Source organism: Pseudoalteromonas rubra (genome assembly GCF_005887115.1).
Taxonomy (GTDB): Bacteria; Pseudomonadota; Gammaproteobacteria; order Enterobacterales; family Alteromonadaceae; genus Pseudoalteromonas; species Pseudoalteromonas rubra_F.
Window position 1 is genome coordinate 214,145 of record NZ_PNCJ01000005.1, and the last position, 18,965, is coordinate 233,109.

Here is an 18,965-nt window from a genome sequence, read left to right on the forward strand (position 1 = left end):
AATAATCCGAGGCAGTCTGACAGACATCAAACAGATTACAACTGTTTTCTATGCCAATGCCAGATCAACTTCAGATGTTGGCAGGATAATTTCGATACACAGTCCACCCAGCAGACTATTGTGTGAGTCAATTTTTCCGCCGTGACACTCTATTATTTTCTTGCATACAGCCAGTCCCATTCCTTTACCGCCACTGAGTGAACTTCGCGACGCTTCTTCTCTAAACAACGGTTGGAACAATTGTCGGTGGGCATCGTATGACAACGGCATACCGGAATCTTCTATTCGCAAAACTAAGTGCCGCTCAATCACCAGCGCACTCATTTTGATGTCGACGCCGTCCCCCCCATATTTGAGTGCATTTTTCACCACTTCCAAAATCGCATTGCCAATAGACCGTTTGTCAAACTGCATCGAAAAATGTGGGTCCAGGCGATTGATGATTTCGAGCCTGGCCTTCTTTGGATCGACATAGGTCATGCATGTTTGGAAGGTTTCATTCATAAAATGTGCGACTTTAACCTCTTCTTTTTTCAAAATATTAGCAACTTCTTTATCGCCGGTTACCAACATCAGCTGATCTATGAATTTATGTAATTCATCAATTTTAGCCATCAACTTGGCATAGGAGTCTTCAACGTTGTCAACAATGTTGCACTGTAAAGACTCTACCTGAATCTTCATGACGGTAAGCGGTGTACGCAATTCATGAGATAAGTCAGTAAATAGCCGTTCTTCTTTAGCCTTAAGCTGATTAACCTGGTCGTTTACCACCTGGCGTTCGCTATCCACAGTGCGATTGAGTGCGTTCACCTGTTGCTCTAAGTGCTTAACCAGCTGGCCTTGAAGTGACTTATGCTGTAATGCCAGTGCAACGGTAAACAAGAGTACTTCAATGAGGTAACCTATCTTGATAAATGACGTGATATCAAAAACATCAATAAGATTGCCGTAGCTTGCACCCACTATGGTTAACAGGTTTAGAAACACCAGGTGGTTGATCAGACTATAAGTAAAGGTTCTCATACCCGGTCCCCGCTGCCTGAAACTCCATATACAGGTATAGACGAACAGCGGGATCACGAAAGTACTGGCCAGTAAGTTGTAATAAACGCTTTCCAGATACAACGCGGTAGGAACCAAAACAATGTAAAGCCAGGTTGCTGCGACATAGACAGAGTTAAGTGTTGGATGATAGTGCTTAAGCTGCAAGAAACCGCGAACGAATAATAAATGAAATATCGGCACTATCGCCATCAGTGCGATTGAAAACTGACCACTGAAGAAGCCATGATTAGGCCAGAAGTACTGGAAAGAAAACCCGGCCATATCTATGACAATAAGTAAGAAAAGTAAGGTCCACAGAGCATAGAAGACATTTGTTGTATTGCGGTTAAAAGCCAGGTTTACAATGACAATAAGTAAAATGGCTGCAACCACCCCAGCCAGGCTGGCGTTTGTTAGGATGCTAAGCTGTGAGGTCGACAGGTAATTTGCATGAGAATGCAAACGTAAATTGGCGGGCGCATTTGCAAAAGTCTGGTACTCAATCAGAAATTCACTTTTGCCAGATTTAATGTTTAGGGGCAGGTACATTTGAGGGTCCTGAATAGGACGCTGATTAAAACTCGCGTGCGCATCCTGCCTGTGCACCAGCCGAAGCGTATCCTCATCGAGCTGATATACTGCGAGTTTAGGCAGTCTTGCAAACCCAAACGATAGTACCCAGTCAGTGTTTTTACTTCTATTGTCGAACGTCAATCTCACCCATTTTGAATAAAGTGCGTGCTGGGGTCGTTTCTCTATTCTATCTAAAGGTAAAAACTGCTCTGAATGCCTGTGAACATCTTCAGCTTTGTTAATTTGATTGTCATAGTCAAAGAAAAAAACGGCATCATTCAGCGAGCGCTGCGTTGTACTGTCCCCTAGCAGGGTACTTTGCTGTTGATTCGCGCTGACAGCTTTACCAGCGAACAAAAAATACCCCATTAAAAGCAATAAGATAAAACGCATGAACAAGACTCGGTAACCATTTGTAACTATCATAGGTCTAAATCGTGTAGGAAATGTGGATTACGGACGAAATAAATTTCTCGCACTTCATGTATGTAAACCAATGTAACACTGTTGCGAATTACAAAATAGTACTATTTATTAGAAACTTAAAAAAACTTCCACAATTCCTTCATGGCCCAAATGCCAAACTTGTCGTTTAATCTTTGAATACCTGGTTAAATGACAATCGCATTGAAATATTTCTGTCATATAACTTTGTTTTAATCCGCCCTGAAATAAAAACGTCATTAAAATGCCACATAACATGGCAAGACATAACTGAGTAAAATCATGAGTGAACAAAATCAAACCTCTCTTTTTGCAAAGATCTTAAACTGGACTGCTATTGCTTTACTGGTCTACCTCGTATTAGTTGCTGTTGGTACAGTCAGCGGCGGTTTCAAGCTGGCTTCAGGCGGCACGGAAGGCGCAAAAGAAATTTTCGCATTTGCAACTAACCCATTTGTCGCATTAATGCTGGGTGCATTTGCAACCGCTCTCGTTCAATCTTCATCTACAGTTACATCAGTTATTGTCGGCCTTGTGGCTGGTGGCCTGCCCTTGGGTATCGCCATTCCGATGATTATGGGTGCAAACATTGGTACTACTATTACCAATACCTTAGTATCGATTGGTCATATCCGTGATAAAGAAGAATTCCAGCGTGCTTTCGCCGCTTCTACGGTTCATGACTTCTTCAACCTGTTTGCAGTGGCTATTTTCCTGCCGCTAGAGATTATGTTTGGCTTGCTGGAGAAATTCTCTGCAGCGCTGTCTCACCTGTTCGTAGGCGATGCTGATCTGTCTCTTAAGAGCTACAATTTCATCAAGCCGCTTGTGAAACCAGCTGTAGGATTGGTAAAAGATGCGGTCAGCTTCCTGGATGGTAAAGCTGTGGGTGTCGCTATGGTTATCGTTGGTATTGCCATGATCCTGTTCGCGGTTACAACCCTTGGTAAACTGCTTAAGAAAGCGTTGGTTGGCCGCGCGAAAGAACTATTGCACAGTGCAATTGGTCGTGGCCCTGTAGCTGGTATCAGTTCAGGTGCAGTGGTGACTGTCATGGTTCAGTCTTCTTCAACCACAACTAGTTTGATGATCCCTCTTGCAGGTAGCGGCGTGTTCAACACGCGTCAGATTTATCCTTTCACACTGGGTGCTAACATCGGTACGACTATCACTGCGCTACTTGCAGCTACCTCAATCACGGGCCCTAACGCTGAAGTCGCACTGACAATTGCCCTGGTACACGTTATGTTTAACGTATTCGCAGTTGGTCTGATATACGGTCTTCCGCTACTACGCGAAATCCCACTGCAACTTGCTGAAAAGCTAGCTCAAATTGGTACTCGTAATAAATCAGCGGCATTTGGTTACGTGCTGGGCTCTTTCTTCGTCCTGCCAGGTCTATTGATGCTAGCCATCAAGTGATGAGATAAATCTGACGTCACAACACGTCAGAATATGGTAAAAAAGGGCTCAGCTAAGAGCCCTTTTTAATAATTTTGACATATTAAACCTGCATAATTCGCTCAGTTTAATTTTTCGGCAAAATCATGAATACACGTAAACGGTCTTTGACTTTTGATATAAAGGACCAGGCACAGCAACTGTTTTTTCTTGAGCATGGCTCACCGTTTGATCAGCTTGAGTTTTACATTGAACAAGACGAGCTTATTGTTTCCTGTCAGCTCCCTAAGGACGCCATAGTTGAAAACCAGATCCGGGCAACTGCTAACCACCAGGATAACCGCAGTGTCGATTTTGTAGGTCAGCTGCGATTACAAGAGCATGATATTATCAAAGGTTCAGTAGAGTTACGCCTTAGCGGTGCAGGTAAATGCGGCTCATACAACTTACAGTTGAGTTTACTGGGCCACAAAGAACGCGTTAAAAACAGTATGGACTACATGGCTTATTTGCCTCGTGAGGTTCGCGGTCCAGATACGCAGTACAAATCAAACGTGGCGTCAGCTGGTTCAACATCTGGCGTTTTACACACGGTTGCAAAATACATCCGTACCGAGTTCAACAGCTTGTTTGGTTCATCCCGGCAGGCTTATCTTACCGAAAGAAAATAGTCCATTTCCCGCTACGCATTCATTTGCCAGGACCGCAAATAGTGCTGCTTCTTTGGAATCTACTCCTACTCCATCACTCGATAGTTTGGTGACGTCAAACTGCTCAGATAAACGGGATTTTAACTTTGATATCAGCAGGGTATTGTGCGCACCTCCGCCACTTAACAATAACTCTGCGGGCCCATGTAACCCCAAACGGTTGATCTGTTCAAGAACACACCAGGCAGTTAACTCGTTCAATGTTGCCAATACATCGTAATGAGACGGAACAATGCTAAGGCGCATCAGCTTGTCTTCAAGCATCATCAAACTGAATACTTCAGGTCCAGTTGTTTTCGGCAGAGCGTAATGAAAAAAAGGAACAGACTTAAGCAAACCCAGAAGCTCGTCCGAAACAATCCCCTGAGCAGCAAACGCACCAGCCTCATCATAGGGTACATTGAAATACTGCTGACAGTATGCATCCATCAGAGTGTTGCCGGGGCCAATGTCAGTACACTGAATGTCATCTATTTTTCCCCCCGCTTTTAGCACAGTGAAATTTGCTATGCCGCCTAAATTCAACAAGATTCGGTGTACGTCTGAGTTTTGATATAATAAAAAGTCACCGTATTGAGCAAGGGGCGCACCTTCACCACCTTTGGCAATGTGCTTTTGTCTGAAATCCGAAATGGTAATGATCTGAGTGTGAGTCGCAACGTGATCACCGTCGCCGAGTTGTAAAGTGCCGTTTCCAAATTCCGCGTGTGAATGCTGATGATGCGGACAATGGTAAACAGTTTGCCCATGGCTCGCTATCAAGTCTATATCTTGCGATTTTAACTGCCAATGGGTCAATGTTTGATTAATGATTTTCGCATGATAGGAGCCAATCCATGGATTCAGTAGCGTTAGATATTCAAAGTCCACAGTGTCTTGAGCAAAGACCTTACGCACTTTTTCTTTGAACTCACTATCGTAAGGCGCGGTTGTAAATTTGAGTAACTCACAACGCGTCTTTGTGCCTGCCCCACTCACCTGACACAAGGCCAGATCGAGTCCGTCTAATGAGGTGCCACTCATCAAACCCAAAATTATACGAGAGGGCTTGTTCGCAATGGCACTCAGTTGATTTATTTGCTTAATACCCATTACCTAATACCCAGAGTTATTGGCAGTTACAACTGCGACAACGGGGTAGTCATTCGCGCCGAGCTCTAGTGTAAAATTGCGCTTTTCATAGCCTTCTAACATTACTTTGTGCGGCAAAGCATTGACCTGTTGCGCAGTACCGTCGGCATAAATGACCATCAGTTGCTCGGGCTCCAAAATTCGTCTACCTGATGACAAGTTTTCAAGGCTTAATAGCACCGCTCTATAACCATCGTCATTCGACATTGCCACACTGCGATTAATTTTAAAGTCACTTTTGGCGGGCCTTATTCTATCGTTACGGTCGAATAAAAACGTATCCAGTGTCATCTGCATGGTGTCAAAACGATATGGCTTTTGTTCCTTTGCTGCTGCAGATGCAGAAACAACGATTAACGCGACAATCGCCAGCCTCATTTTTCGCATAACTTAAACTCCATAAAAAAACCGCAAGGCCAAAAGTTTTAACCTCTACTGGTTTCAATTCCATATTGGCTTACCAACTCTGCTATCTCGTCTCGCAACGAGTCGATGGCTGAGTTTATTTCTTCTATTTCTTGTTTATTAAAAGATTTACGACTTAACATAAAATGAATGGCGTTATCGTTAACAACATAAGGATGTATTTTCATATCGCTAAACCCCAGCTTCTCAATGTAATGATAACCGGAGAATTCATCTTCAATTAAAAAGTCGACTCGCCCACGATTCACCAGCTGCATTCGTTGACTAATACTGGGCACTTCAAGTAAACGCTCTCTGTACCACGCAATCTTAAGAATTTGTTCCAGCTCTCTGCCATAATAGGCACCAGGGTTTGCAACAAATGTGCGCTCCGCTGCAAATAGCTCCGTCAGGCTTCTCACATCGTTAAGCGCTTTGCTTCTTGTAAATAAGCGCATTCTTTCCCGCCGATAAGCTTGGCTAAAATAAGCAAGTTCGGCTCTTTGTGTGTTAAAGCTAGCTGAAGGAAGAATATCTATAAACCCTTTCGAGAGCTCGGTGATACCTCTTGCCGAAGAAGGCAGCTGAACGAAATCTATACATAACTTTGCCTTACTGAAAACCCTGCGGGTTATTTCAATATCAAGACCATAGGGAACGGACTCCCGATACATTACATAAGGTGGCCAGCTGGTGCCCACGCCAACTTTGTAGCGTGTATCACACTGGGTGTTCGCAAACACCGTAACGGGTAGGAGAATTAACAGAAGTATTAAATGCACAGCGTCTAGCAATCATTGATATTAGCTAGATTATGAAGTATATCGGCAAGAAAACAAAGGCGCGCTAACGCCTTTGTTCGTTATTGTTGGCCAGTCCCTTGGTCAATCAGAAGCAAAAACTCCCACTTCTGATATCAACATACCTTAAAGTGCCTTCCACACCATCGCTTTTCCAGGTTCTTCGCCGCGTGTCCACCACTTAGCTTCATATAACTTGCCTTGATAGCTAACACGGTCACCGCCGACATACACTTTGCTGCGGTCCCAAGGATCAGCGCCTACTGCAGAATCCGTGACGTTAACATCGAACGAGACTGTTGTAGTTGCAACACCGTCCGACACCGCAACAGTCACCTGATAGGTCGTGTCCTGAGTGACTTCTGGCGCAGTAATCGTCGCACTGGCACCCTGACCACTTACGCTCAAACCGTTGCTCGCCGTCCAGCTGTAAGTTAATGCATCGCCGTTAGGGTCTGTGGCATTAACCTGTACCGATGTACTGGTGTTCTCAGCAAGTGTAACAGCAGAGACAGGCGTTACCACTGGCGCATCATTACCAGTCGACGGGCGCTTAACAAGCACTTTTACATTACGCGTTGTTGTCGCTTCACCATCAGATACGGCAATAGTTAATGTGTACTCTGTGTCTTGTGTTACTAATGGTGCAGCAACGCCCACAGTCGCACTGGTAGTATTTGTCAGGGTTAGTGCACTTGGCGCGCTCCAGGCGAACGTCAACGGTTGATTGTCGGGGTCAGACGCCGTTGCTGTTACATTCACTGAACCACCTGACTGAACGGTAACATTGCTCTCAACAGACACAACAGGCGGCTTATTAACTGGTACGCCTCCTGTCAAACCATCATACATAGCATTTAGAATGTCGCCGTTATCAGCATCGATTTCCCAGGCAAATAAGCCGCCCAGGTCGTGCAGATTTACGTAACGTCCTTTTGCTTCAACAGAACGAGCACTATCAAAGGTCAGTAATTTACCATTGCTACGGTTCCAAACATAAGCGGCTTCTGCCTGCTCGTCGTAGCCAACCTCAAACCCATTGAGGCCTGTGCCATTTGGTCCCACCAAATTAGCAGCGATTGCCTTGTAATCCATGATACCCGGCTCCCATACGCCTTCCGAGGTAGAGCCTGAGTATTTACCATTACCTGGCGCTGTCATTGGATTGCCCGGAATCGTGGTGTTCTGATCCATCACACCTTCCCAGCCACGGCCATACATAGCTGCGCCCATGACGATTTTCTTCGAGTTTACGCCTTGCTGTAATAACAACTGTACCGCGTTATGCGCCGTGTAAGCCGGGCCTTTACGTGGTTCCCCATTGTCGTCAACACCGGTGCCGTTACACTCATCCTGGCTTAGGTGTGAACCACAATACAACCCTGTCTGGTGGCCTGTTACATTGTTCCAGCCGCCATAAAAGTCATAGGTCATCGCGAAGATGTAGTCCATATATTGCTGTGCAGCCTGATAATCTACGTCTTCAATTTTATCGTAGCCAGAACCAATGGCGGACGTCAGCTCGTATGTACGACCCGTTTCGGCTTCAAGCTCATCCAGCATGGCGCGTAGCTCTGCCATCAGTGCTATATAAGCTGGGCCGTCATTAACAGGGTCGCCCAAGTCAGGGTTTGGACCGTCACCACCGGGGAATTCCCAGTCGATGTCTACCCCGTCGTAGAACTTCCAGGTTTTTAAGAACTTTTTCATCGATGCGACAAATACGTCACGATTTGCTTTGTTGGTGAATCCATGGAATGGGTCCGAGAGCGTCCAACCCCCCACCGATGGTAAGATTTTCAGATCCGGGTAGCGCTGTTTGAGTGCCATTAGCTGGGCATATGTACCACGAATTGGGTCATTTTGACTTACGCCTGGCAATGTTTTTTGAATTGCAGCCCATGGATCGTGGATCACCACTTCATAATCAGGTGTTCCTGCACACGCTTTTTGCAAAGCACGCCAGCTGTTGCCATTCTCAATTTCTTTCAGTGATTCATTGGCACCACAAATTGGAATAAAACCATATAGCAGGTGGCTTAGGTTCTGTGCCGGGATGTTAGTCACGTCAAAGTCGCGGCCATAGATGCCCCATTCCACAAAGTACGCACCAGTAACCTTGCCCGGGATAGTGCCGTTGTTACGGTTGTTAGGGTTAACATCCATAGGCAAAGGCTCTAAGTGACCACCGTCTGTGTCTGCTATAACGATCTCTTTGCCTGCACTTCTCGCACAGCCGGTACTATCGCACAGTTCAACATACAAAGTATGGCGACCAGACTGAGTGTAAGGGAAAGTGATTGTGCCACTTTTAGTCCCAGCGTCCAATACGCCCTCATTTACGAGCTGATTGTCGAAATACACTTTGTAGCTGTCACCACCGGTACCACTCCAGGCATTCCATTTAATCTGAATATCTACCTTGTCTTTAGCGGTTACCAGGTCTTTGTATGACCCATTACCATCAAGCAAAACATCTACAAAAGAATAGACCTGAGGTTCCCAGCTCAAGCTAGGTGTTGAAGGCGCAGCTAGAACTGAGCCACTCATTAGTGCAAGGCCTATTGCCGTACTGATCTGTTTAATCTTCATTACTTTCTCAACCTTATTTACATGTTATATCCAAACCCCTGAGGGTGATTTATTGGTACTGCTTAAAACTGACTGGTCTGGCTAAAGTGCTTTCCAGACCTGGGCTTTGCCGGGCTCTTCACCACGGGTCCACCACTTAGCTTCATAATTTTTGCCCTTGTGCGTGACTTTATCCCCACCTACATAGGTGTCAGAGGCTTGCCACTTTGGATACGTCGACACAGGAATATCTTTAACCGTTACGCTTAGATCTCTGGATGTGGTTAGCTCGCCATCAGATACGGCAATTGAAACCGTGTACTGACTGTCTGCCGATACCTCACCACTTTGCAGCGTGACGGTTGCACCACTGCCTGTCATCGTAAGCTCGGATGGCAGTGACCAGTTGTAGGTCAGCTCAGTTTGCTCATCATCAAAGGCATGCACATGAACCTGAACTTGGCTATTTTCATCCATTACAATCGGATCCGGCTGATGAACCGTTGGCGGTGTATTCGGTGCTTTGGGCACGATTGTTAAGTTATAGGTAAATGCTGCATCTGTTACGAACACTTCGTTACCCAGTAAATTAGCTTCATCAAATACCACGTCACCGTTCGTTTGTTTCACTCCCACCTGAACATCACTTGCATACGTGGTATTAAGCTGACCTGCCAAAACGCTCGCCCAAGTTGCCTGGTTTTGCGCTGTCACAGCCAAAGAATGCTTTACTAACTCCTGGCCATTTTGGTCGAACACCCTTGCCCAGATCAGATCGCCAACATTGGCTGACTGACCTCTGGAAACAAAGTAGCCTGCTGAAAACCAGTCGTTCGGTTGTGTATCTGTGACGATACTAATGTCGCTACAGTTATAGAATCCCTCACCAACGACATCATTTCGCTGCCAGCGAGTATACAGAATCGCATTTCCACTTCGCCCCTGCGGGATCTGTATGGTCATCTCATATATGCGCTTTCCATCGGGGTCTTTGACGAAATCGACGTTGCCAACTTCTGTGATAAGATCCAGACTGCCCCAGGTCATCACGTCTGTCGCGGGATTAAATCCCGGCTTGGTAAGATAAAATTTCCAGAAACTAGGGTTGTGAGGTGTAGTGGCATGGAATCGTATGGCCAGCTCCCCGGCAGCGTTTGGCCTGACTTGAGTCGTCTGCCAATCTGCAGAAGGCAAGTTCATGCCGCGTTTTTCGTGTGAACCTGCTGCACATAAGGTGCCATCTGGAATGTTTTTCTCGACCGCCTGTTGGTTGTTGTAATCGGGTGTGTTAACCGCGAATTCATGCTCCTGAATAAACTGGACATAACCAGACTCCAGGTAAGCTGCACGACAAGCCGCGTTGGGAATATTGGAACCATCTTCTGGCCACCAATAACCGCCCTGGTCTTCACAGATAGCTTGTCTCGCCATCGGAAAATCCATATAGCCGTGACTTGCAGCCAGCGCGCTGTAGCCTAAAGCAGCCAAAGCTAGTGCACTGATGGCGGTCTGTTTTGAAAAAGATGTACTCGTCTTCATAGTTTGCCTCTTTCACAGGGGCCGAAGCCCCTTATCCTTATTAATTAATCGGTTACAAACTACAAACCTTGGTGTAATCAGCACTGACTGATGGTTGCTTATTGCTCCACCACTTAGCTTTGTATACACCGTTACCATCGATGATGAGGTCTCCCTGAGCTGCGTGGCTTCCCTTTGGAAACTCAGGGTAAACACTGATCTGTGAGATAGGCACGCCTTCACAGCTTGTGATTGGTCCACCGTTACCGTCACCCGGTTTTGCATCCGGCAGTTTCGGATACTCGAACTTAAACGCGTAACGCTTACCATCTTTTTCCGCGACGAAGTTAACCGGACCTGTGATTGGCATGTAGTACATCACTTGTGCATTTACGGTTTCACCTGGTGCAAAGGACTTAGGAATATTCCCCCACTCATCTACCAGTGTGATTGAAAAGCGATGGAACTCGTTTTCAAATCCACCGATGTTGTTACCAGCAGCGTTGGAGCGATTCACTTCAACTGCCATACCAAGTTTTTCCTGTGCATTCCAGTTAGACTTGAAGATTGCAGAAGTAGCAACTGGTACATCGAAGGTGATCTTAGCCCCTGACAGATCAATGGCCGAGTTATTGGTAAATGAGAACGTTGGCGCGATTGGATAGTTGTCATCGCCCAGCGGGAAGTCTTTTGCTGTAAAACTAACGTCGACTGATTCCGCTGGCACCTGGAAGCTCACATCACCTGGGTGGATATCGTATGGCGCGCCGGATTGGTTAAACTTGTTATAGGCTAACGTGGTCAGGCTTGAACCCATAAAGTACTCACCCTTTGCCGCGTCGTAATCGAAATCGCCGGCCAGCTCCCAGAACATGATGCCGCCAAGTCCATTGTTGATGACATAATCAACCTTGGTACCCATAGACTGTTCATCTTCAATCGACAAAAATACTTTCTTCTCGGCATTCCACAACCAGGGGGCAACAGCTACAGAGTCATAATGACGGGCATAGGTACCAGTCAAGCGGTCTGCAGGATCTGTGTCCGGTGTCAGGCCGTAATCAGCCAGATAGCTTGCAACAATACCTGATTGCAGGTTCTTAACATGCCACAACGGGTTAGAGCCAGCCGGCACTTCAAGGCCTACGTCATTTTTGTCATGCCAAAGGTTGTCGATACCAACAGCGCCGTTACCACATTTATTCTTTTCACCTTTTCCGGTACCAGGTGGACAGTTCGCCTGGTCCGGGAATGCCGCCTGACCCCAAAGCCCGTTTGTACCACCTTGTACATTCTGGAAACCACGGGTGTAGTAAGGAATACCGATATTGATACGACCACCAGACAAAGCTCCTCGGAAGTATTTTACTGCCCAGTCTGTGTTCAGATAACCAATACCTTCGAATTCCGCTGTGCCATAGACATTCCATGCTTTGAGCTCAGAGTCTTCCCCAGTGTCAAACAAAGAAGCATTGTGGCCTACATGCTGGTTCCATGCTCCATGTAAGTCGTAAGACATGATATTGACGTAATCCAGATATTTAGTGACCTGGAATGTCTCCATACCACGTAGCAAGTAGCCTGAAGAAGGTGACGCAATAGTTAACATATAGTGCTTACCATCTTGTTGACCTGCTTTATCAAGCTCTTCACGTAAACGCTTCATCAGCACCTGATATGAGGCATTCAATCCTGCGCGTAATGCGTTAGAGATTGGGAAGTCATCCGGATGGCCTGCATCGTTCATTGAAGTTGGGTATTCATAATCAATATCAACACCGTCAAAACCATACGTACGGATAAACTCCACAGCACTTGCTGCAAATGCGTCAATACCAGCCTGATTCACACTGCCATCGGCATTGGTCGTCATGGTGTAAAAACCACCACTGTTGACACGCTTACCATCACTGCCGAAGTAGCCACCAGTTTCAGCCCAGCCGCCAACAGAGATCAGTGTTTTTACGTCAGGATATTGCTTTTTGTATTTGTTCAGCAGGTTAAAGTGACCTTTGTATGGCAGTGCGGGATCCATTTCTGCGCCAGCCTCTCCAGGCCATTCCATATTCGTTGCCGGATTACCCGCAGCCGTTGGGTCGCCAATGGATACCTTGTTGTTTGCATCAACGTGCGCGAAGGCGTAGTTAATATGCGTTATCTTGTCCCAAGGAATGTCATTAACCAGGTATGACGGTTGGCCATTTGCACCATTTCTCCAGCTGGTAAAGTAGCCGATCACGCGACGAGGATGGTCATTGCCCATTTTTTCTCGTCCGTTTACGTCGTAAATAGTACAGTAAGGCGTATTAACGCCTGGAGTCTGGAACAAGCCTTCTGGTTTACAGTCATCACGACCCCCCTGCCCCTGCTCAACAACTGTCAGTGTCTGAGACACACTTGAAGTTGCCCCTTTGTCATCTGTCACAGTTAGTGTAAAGCTCACCGGACCAAGTTGTTGTGCGGTCCAGGTGTGATCGATTGCGGTGCCATTTGTAGTAACAACGTCCACACCATCTACCGTAAACGTCAACTTAGTCACCTGACCGTCTACATCGCTTCCGGATAGACCAAAAACAACCTGTGAACCGACAACCAGTTCTGCTGGCTGGCTCTTTATTACTAACTGAGCTTCTGGCGCTTTATTACCTGTATCAGCTGGCTTAACAAGGATTTGGCTAGTCAATACATTAGACGCAGCCCCCTTATCATCAAACGCCGTTGCACTAATGTCGTGGGTACCAACACTGGCATTCCACTGTGCGTCAAACATATCTGCGGTGCCGCTTACGTCAGTGGCAACCAAAGCACCATCGACAAAGAATTCAACTTTGCTCACAGTGCCATCAGGATCGACCGCTTTCACACTGATGGCAACGCTGTCATTTTCAGCAAATTCAGAACCAGAAATCGGCTGTAAGTTACTGGCGACAGGCGACTTATTTTCGACAACGCTGTCACACTGGCCCAACCAAGTCCATTCTTGCCAGTCACCTGAATTAGCCGCTGGCTCCGAGCGTGTCCACCAATTTGCCTCATAGGCATTATTGTTCTGCTCAACTTGCTGACCGCCTGTGTATGCTTTACCTGATTCCCATGGATTAAGCCCGGTACAATCGTATGCGTTAGCCTGTGTTGAGCCGATCGCAATGGCTATTGCACTGAGCTGCATTGCCATCTTGAATTTGTTTCTCGTTTTCATACTTTCTTCAACCTTTACCGTTTTAGTGATTAACATTTTTAAAGTAAAGCTAACATAGAATTTGAGTACGTCAACGTAAGCATGACTACTTTTTAATCTACCAAACGGTTGACCCCATCCTTTTTCACTAGCAATTATTCAAATGAATGGACTTTTTATGGGCGACCTTAAATCTATATTAAGTGAGTTAAATTCATATATGACAGTTCGTATATTTACTTCTATTGCTATAAGAACAATCAGTTAAGCTCAAAATAGAAACATGAAAAAGAAAAACTTATGTATTCGGATAAGTTTTTCTTATCTCAAGACTTCGAAAAAACAGAGTTCAGTAGGGAATATCTTATATTTATTAGTTATATGAAAACCGAACAAGATCAGTTCGTACACATCTAGTTAACGTAAAGGTTAACCCCTTAAAAGGCCTTACAAATATACACTTTTTAGGGACAACTAATGCGTGCACAGAGTCATAGTTCAGGATGTGGGAACACGAATCAGTTTAAGTGGTATGCTTTATGGGGATAGAAATGGTCACCGTCGTGCCTTCACCTTCTTTGCTTTCGACATTGATAGTACCACTGTGTTCAGAAACGATACCATATGCAACAGCCAATCCCATGCCCGTGCCCTGTCCCACTGGTTTAGTAGTAAAAAATGGTTCGAAAATATGCTCTAAGGTGTCTTGACCTATACCAGTACCGTTGTCCATCACATTTATCATAATTTGCTCGTTAGCTTCTTTGATCTGCAGCTCAATTGCAGGAGCAGAACACACACCATCAGACTTAGCCTGTTCACAGGCGTATTTTGCATTCATTAACAGATTAATAATGACCTGATTGAGCGCAGCCAAATTGCAGTAGCTCATTGGAATATCGGATTTCTTTACATTCAACTCTATATGTTTAAGCTGATTTGCAAGCAAACCCAGAGCGCTGTCGATGGCCTCAGTCATATCAGCCATGACAAATTCGTTGTTTTTGGGTCTGGCAAAATCAAGCAAGCTGGCAACTATAGTTGCTATTCGCTGGCAACCATCCCGACAATCATCAATTAAATCTTGTGCATCTTCGGCAAAAAAACACAGCTGATACTGCGATTCCAGTCGCGTAAATGTTTCTTTAAATTCGTCCTGATCTGAAGCATTCATCGAGAAAGACTCACTGGCCTTGATTAAATCAGCAACCCCTTTTGCAACTTGTCCAAGTGTGCCTATGTTACCGTTTATGTAAGCTAGCGGGTTATTGATTTCATGGGCGACGCCGGCAGACATTACGCCAAGTGTGGCCATTTTTTCACTTTGTAAAATTGCTGCATGTTGCCGCTTTAGTTGCGCAAGATTTGCTTCCAACTCTTGATTTGCTAAGTATAAAGAGCGAGTCTTGTCTTCAAGCAGGGTTTCAAGTTCGTCGCGGGCCTGCTTCTCTCTGAGATATGCTTTGTAGTACTCGTTGCTTTCGTTCGACATACTAACCCCTCCGGATCACTCATGAGCTAATATACACATAGTTTTCTCGCGGCCGCCTGCGTTACACCACTTGTTCTGAGCTTTCCCATTATTAGCCGGTTAAGACAATATACTGATCACAAAACGACAGTGATCATGCCCTTCGTGCATGCAACTGGCGTGGGATATTTCAATTTTTTTGTTGTAATGGTCCGCAGCTCCGTAAATGAGCCCTTCTGCGCAAAAACACAATTTTCTTGGAGAACGATAATCTACGAGAATTTGTCCTTCATCGATGACCTTGGCATCAATTTTGGGTAAGTTGGGTTCATCGTAGAGTTTTGCAACCTCAACGTGAATCACGCTATCTATGGCAAGGATTAACTTCTCAAATGTATTCAACGGCTCAAGTACTGCATGGTGCTTGGCAGCCAGCGAGCCAAACAGAAACCGTCCAAACACGCCAAGCACATCCGGTAATGGCACAGCCATTTTCTCTGCAACACCATTTGCCAACGCAAAAAGCTCTTCATCGGGGTAGGATACAGCTGACACATAGCTACGGTGCGCCGGACTATGCTTATCCAATAACGCATTCCATTCGCCCATACCCAGATTTTCGATAACCAGCTCCTCTAAACTACGAAATATTATGCCTTTCATTGTTTGCTCCTTAGCTGAAGTAATTTAACAGCAAACTCGCTGCAGCAATTGTTATAAAACAAAGTTTAGACTAATTTTTATATTATCTATTGCTTTACCTTATTGATTTATGGTTGAACACAATCTTGAACAAGTAACAATCACGCCACCCGAGGGTCCTATACGAGTATTATGCCTCGATGATGAGCCTAGCGTATTAAAAGTGCTCAGAAGAACGCTCGGATATGCAGGCATGGAGGTCTCTTTGTTTGAGTGTGGCGAACAAGCGTTACAGGCACTTACTGAGAAAGACTATGAGGTTATTATTTCGGACATGCGTATGCCTGAAATGGATGGTGTGGAGTTTTTGACAAAAGCTAGGAAAGCTTCTCCCCAATCACAGCGTATATTACTGTCTGGCTATGCAGATATGGACTCCACTATAGCGGCTATCAATGAAGGTGGAATCCATAATTTTCTTCAAAAACCCTGGCAAAATGACGCGCTCATTCATGTTATCAAAGATGCGGCGGAGAAGTATCGCCTCAAACAGTACAATACCGAGCTTCAGATTGCGATAAGCAATCAAAATGAACAGTTAAAAGAATTAAACGAAAATCTGGAAGAATTAGTCGAAAAGCGAACCGCTCAGATCCGCACAGTACTTCGTCAATTAGAAACCGCAAACAAGCACGAGCAGGATGAACACAGAGCTACAGTAGAACTACTTTACAACTTCATCAATGCCAACCCTTACATTGATGCAAACATGGCAAAGCAGATTGCCAGCCTTAGTGGGTTAGTTGCACAAAATCTTGGCCTGGGAGACAAAGTGGTACAGCTGACAAAAATGGCTGGTTACCTGGCACAGGTCGGACTACTGGCGATGGACCCAGTACTATACGATAAGCCGCTCGAGCAGCTGAGTTCGGAACAACGAAAGCTATTCTTTACACATCCTGCCACAGCACAACTTATGCTTATGCCAGCTCAGCACCTCAGCGATGTCGGCGAAGCGATTTATCATCAATTTGAAAAATATAACGGTCAGGGGATCCCAAAAGGACTGAAAGGCAAACAAATTCCTATTGGCGCACAAATACTCGCCGCAGCAAGAGATTATGTAGAGAACCTTTTAAAAAACCAGGGAGATAAAGAGACCAGACGTGCGCATGCACTTGAAATTATTAAAATGTATAGCGGGTCGTTCTACCACCCCAAAGTGGTCTTAGCACTGGAACAAGCGATACAAGCCGACAGGTCCACTACACACCAGGTTGGGTCAATGAACATCATCAATGCTCAAGCACTTAAACCGGGTATGGAACTTGGACTGGCTATCCATAGCCATAAAGGGATCATGCTGTTGCCAAAGGGGCATATTTTTACCGATGTAACTGTCGCAAAACTGCAGCAGTTGGAAACACAAAAACCTACTCCCTTTAGGATCCTGATTAAAGCCTAGCGTTTAAAACGCACAACCAGCTCATACATATCATTTGCAACTGTGGTCAGCTCCTCGCTGATCACGTGCATTTCATTAGAACTGCTAACACTCGTATTCGCCAATGTGGCAATGTTGACAACTTGCTGGTTAATATCTTCAGAAACAGCTGCTTGCTCTTCTACGGAAGTAGCAATTTGCATACTACTCGCACTGATTTTCTCTATCAGCTGATAAATACCTTCCAGCTTCATTGAAGACTGAGAGAGTTGCTCTATCCCCTGACGAGATTCATCCTCACCTCGCTGCGCTATAAACTCTGCGTTTTGAGTGCTTTGCGTCAACTGCTCGATTATAGAATGGATCTCTTTCGTGGACTCTTGTGTTCTTTGCGCAAGGTGGCGCACTTCATCTGCAACAACCGCAAAGCCACGACCCTGTTCCCCTGCCCGAGCAGCTTCTATTGCTGCATTCAGCGCCAGTAGATTTGTTTGCTCAGCGATTTGTTCAATTATCTGCGCGGCTTCAGCTATTTTAGAGGTTTGCTTGGCAACACCCAGAACAGAGTCTTTTATATCAACGACCGTTGCACCTAGATTCTCGATTGAAGCGCGGGTTTCTTCAGAGCTTCGTGCGCTTTCCTGCGCGAGAAGAAGCACCCCTTTTGCGTCTTCAGAACTTGCCTGAACGCTATGAGACACTTCATTGATTGTAGTAGCCATTTCATTCATAGCAGTTGCAACTTGCTCTGTCTCTAGCTGCTGCTTGGTTAGGCACTCTGTAGTTTCAATACTCTTGGAGTTGCTAATTGTCGCTCCACTGGCAACCCCTTTTGCAGCAAACTCAATACGAGTGATTATGGTGTCCAGGTGAGCTCGCTCACTCAATAACTTAACATGCAATTGAGCCATTTTTCCTGTCCAGGGAGAGTAAACCTGAGTCGCAATATCATCACAGAAGCTATGGGACATCACCTTATCAATTCGACTAAGCTGCTCATTATCGCGATACGTGTTATATGCAAATAATGCGAGTGTATTAACAACCAGCCAAGCAAACCCGATCGCTTCTCCTATTGACATGTAGAGTAAAATTGCAATAACCACTGCCAACGAAGACCAAATAGAACGTAGCTTAGGCAACTTAAATCCTTCGCGCTGTCCCGATTTAACACGTTTGTACAACGTTTCTGCTCGTTCGACGGAAGCACGATCAGGACAGCTTCGAACGGATTCGTAACCAATAATTTTCCCATCCTGCGTCATCGGAGTAACGTAAGCATTTACCCAATAATGGTCGCCATTTTTGCAGCGGTTTTTTACCAACCCCATCCAGGGCTTGCCTGCCTTTAACTGATCCCACATGGTCTTAAATGCGAGTTCTGGCATATCAGGATGGCGAACGAGATTATGAGGTTGCCCTATCAGTTCTTCTTTGGCGTAGCCACTGACTTCAACAAAATGTTCGTTACAATCCAGTATGGTCCCTTTCAGATCTGTCACTGAGATAAGCCGGGTGTCTGCGGAAAAGCGCTTTTCCTGATTCGTGACGGGATGATTTAATCGCATTTTTAACTCGAATTCTATGCTGTAAATTGCTGGTGCGGAGCGAGAAAATACGACTAATGCGC

Annotated in this window: 13 protein-coding genes; 3 read left to right on the forward strand and 10 right to left on the reverse strand. The window is 45.4% G+C overall.

The features are described from left to right. Positions 1 to 48 precede the first annotated feature (48 nt). Positions 49 to 2,013, reverse strand: coding sequence for a sensor histidine kinase (locus CWB98_RS01865; RefSeq protein ID WP_138543282.1), 1,965 nt, complete (start codon positions 2,011 to 2,013; stop codon positions 49 to 51). A 333-nt stretch (positions 2,014 to 2,346) separates the two neighbouring features. Here CWB98_RS01865 and CWB98_RS01870 point away from each other — a divergent pair, with 333 nt between their 5' ends. Further along, positions 2,347 to 3,486, forward strand: coding sequence for a Na/Pi symporter (locus tag CWB98_RS01870; protein WP_138543283.1), 1,140 nt, complete (start codon positions 2,347 to 2,349; stop codon positions 3,484 to 3,486). A 125-nt stretch (positions 3,487 to 3,611) separates the two neighbouring features. After that, complete coding sequence (locus CWB98_RS01875; RefSeq protein WP_138543284.1) at positions 3,612 to 4,136, forward strand: hypothetical protein; 525 nt, start codon at positions 3,612 to 3,614, stop codon at positions 4,134 to 4,136. Here the strand turns inward: CWB98_RS01875 and CWB98_RS01880 are convergent. The 8 genes from CWB98_RS01880 to CWB98_RS01915 form a co-directional block, all read right to left on the reverse strand. Next, positions 4,101 to 5,267: an anhydro-N-acetylmuramic acid kinase gene (locus tag CWB98_RS01880; RefSeq protein WP_138543285.1), complete on the reverse strand. Its 1,167-nt coding sequence runs from the start codon at positions 5,265 to 5,267 to the stop codon at positions 4,101 to 4,103. The two genes, CWB98_RS01875 and CWB98_RS01880, sit on opposite strands and share 36 nt — an antisense overlap. A 3-nt stretch (positions 5,268 to 5,270) precedes the next feature. Next, positions 5,271 to 5,693: a hypothetical protein gene (locus CWB98_RS01885; RefSeq protein WP_138543286.1), complete on the reverse strand. Its 423-nt coding sequence runs from the start codon at positions 5,691 to 5,693 to the stop codon at positions 5,271 to 5,273. 38 nt (positions 5,694 to 5,731) lie between these two features. Then, positions 5,732 to 6,412, reverse strand: coding sequence for a substrate-binding periplasmic protein (locus CWB98_RS01890; RefSeq protein ID WP_249364576.1), 681 nt, complete (start codon positions 6,410 to 6,412; stop codon positions 5,732 to 5,734). Positions 6,413 to 6,637: 225 nt separating this feature from the next. Then, positions 6,638 to 9,103 (reverse strand): glycosyl hydrolase family 18 protein, encoded by a 2,466-nt coding sequence (locus CWB98_RS01895; protein ID WP_138543288.1) that lies wholly within the window; start codon positions 9,101 to 9,103, stop codon positions 6,638 to 6,640. A gap of 81 nt (positions 9,104 to 9,184) precedes the next feature. Beyond that, on the reverse strand, positions 9,185 to 10,621 hold the full coding sequence (locus tag CWB98_RS01900) for a lytic polysaccharide monooxygenase (RefSeq protein WP_138543289.1): 1,437 nt from the start codon (positions 10,619 to 10,621) through the stop codon (positions 9,185 to 9,187). 52 nt (positions 10,622 to 10,673) lie between these two features. Continuing rightward, positions 10,674 to 13,799, reverse strand: coding sequence for a glycosyl hydrolase family 18 protein (locus tag CWB98_RS01905; RefSeq protein WP_138543290.1), 3,126 nt, complete (start codon positions 13,797 to 13,799; stop codon positions 10,674 to 10,676). Positions 13,800 to 14,301: 502 nt separating this feature from the next. Then, complete coding sequence (locus tag CWB98_RS01910) at positions 14,302 to 15,270, reverse strand: sensor histidine kinase (protein WP_138543291.1); 969 nt, start codon at positions 15,268 to 15,270, stop codon at positions 14,302 to 14,304. Positions 15,271 to 15,369: 99 nt separating this feature from the next. After that, complete coding sequence (locus tag CWB98_RS01915) at positions 15,370 to 15,912, reverse strand: heme NO-binding domain-containing protein (protein ID WP_138543292.1); 543 nt, start codon at positions 15,910 to 15,912, stop codon at positions 15,370 to 15,372. Positions 15,913 to 16,021: 109 nt separating this feature from the next. On the opposite strand from CWB98_RS01915, the gene CWB98_RS01920 reads away from it, so the two are divergent. Next, a complete protein-coding gene (locus tag CWB98_RS01920) occupies positions 16,022 to 17,356 on the forward strand; it encodes an HD domain-containing phosphohydrolase (protein WP_138543293.1) in 1,335 nt (444 codons plus the stop codon). Here the strand turns inward: CWB98_RS01920 and CWB98_RS01925 are convergent. Beyond that, positions 17,353 to 18,903 (reverse strand): methyl-accepting chemotaxis protein, encoded by a 1,551-nt coding sequence (locus tag CWB98_RS01925; protein ID WP_138543294.1) that lies wholly within the window; start codon positions 18,901 to 18,903, stop codon positions 17,353 to 17,355. The two genes, CWB98_RS01920 and CWB98_RS01925, sit on opposite strands and share 4 nt — an antisense overlap. Positions 18,904 to 18,965: the final 62 nt, after the last annotated feature.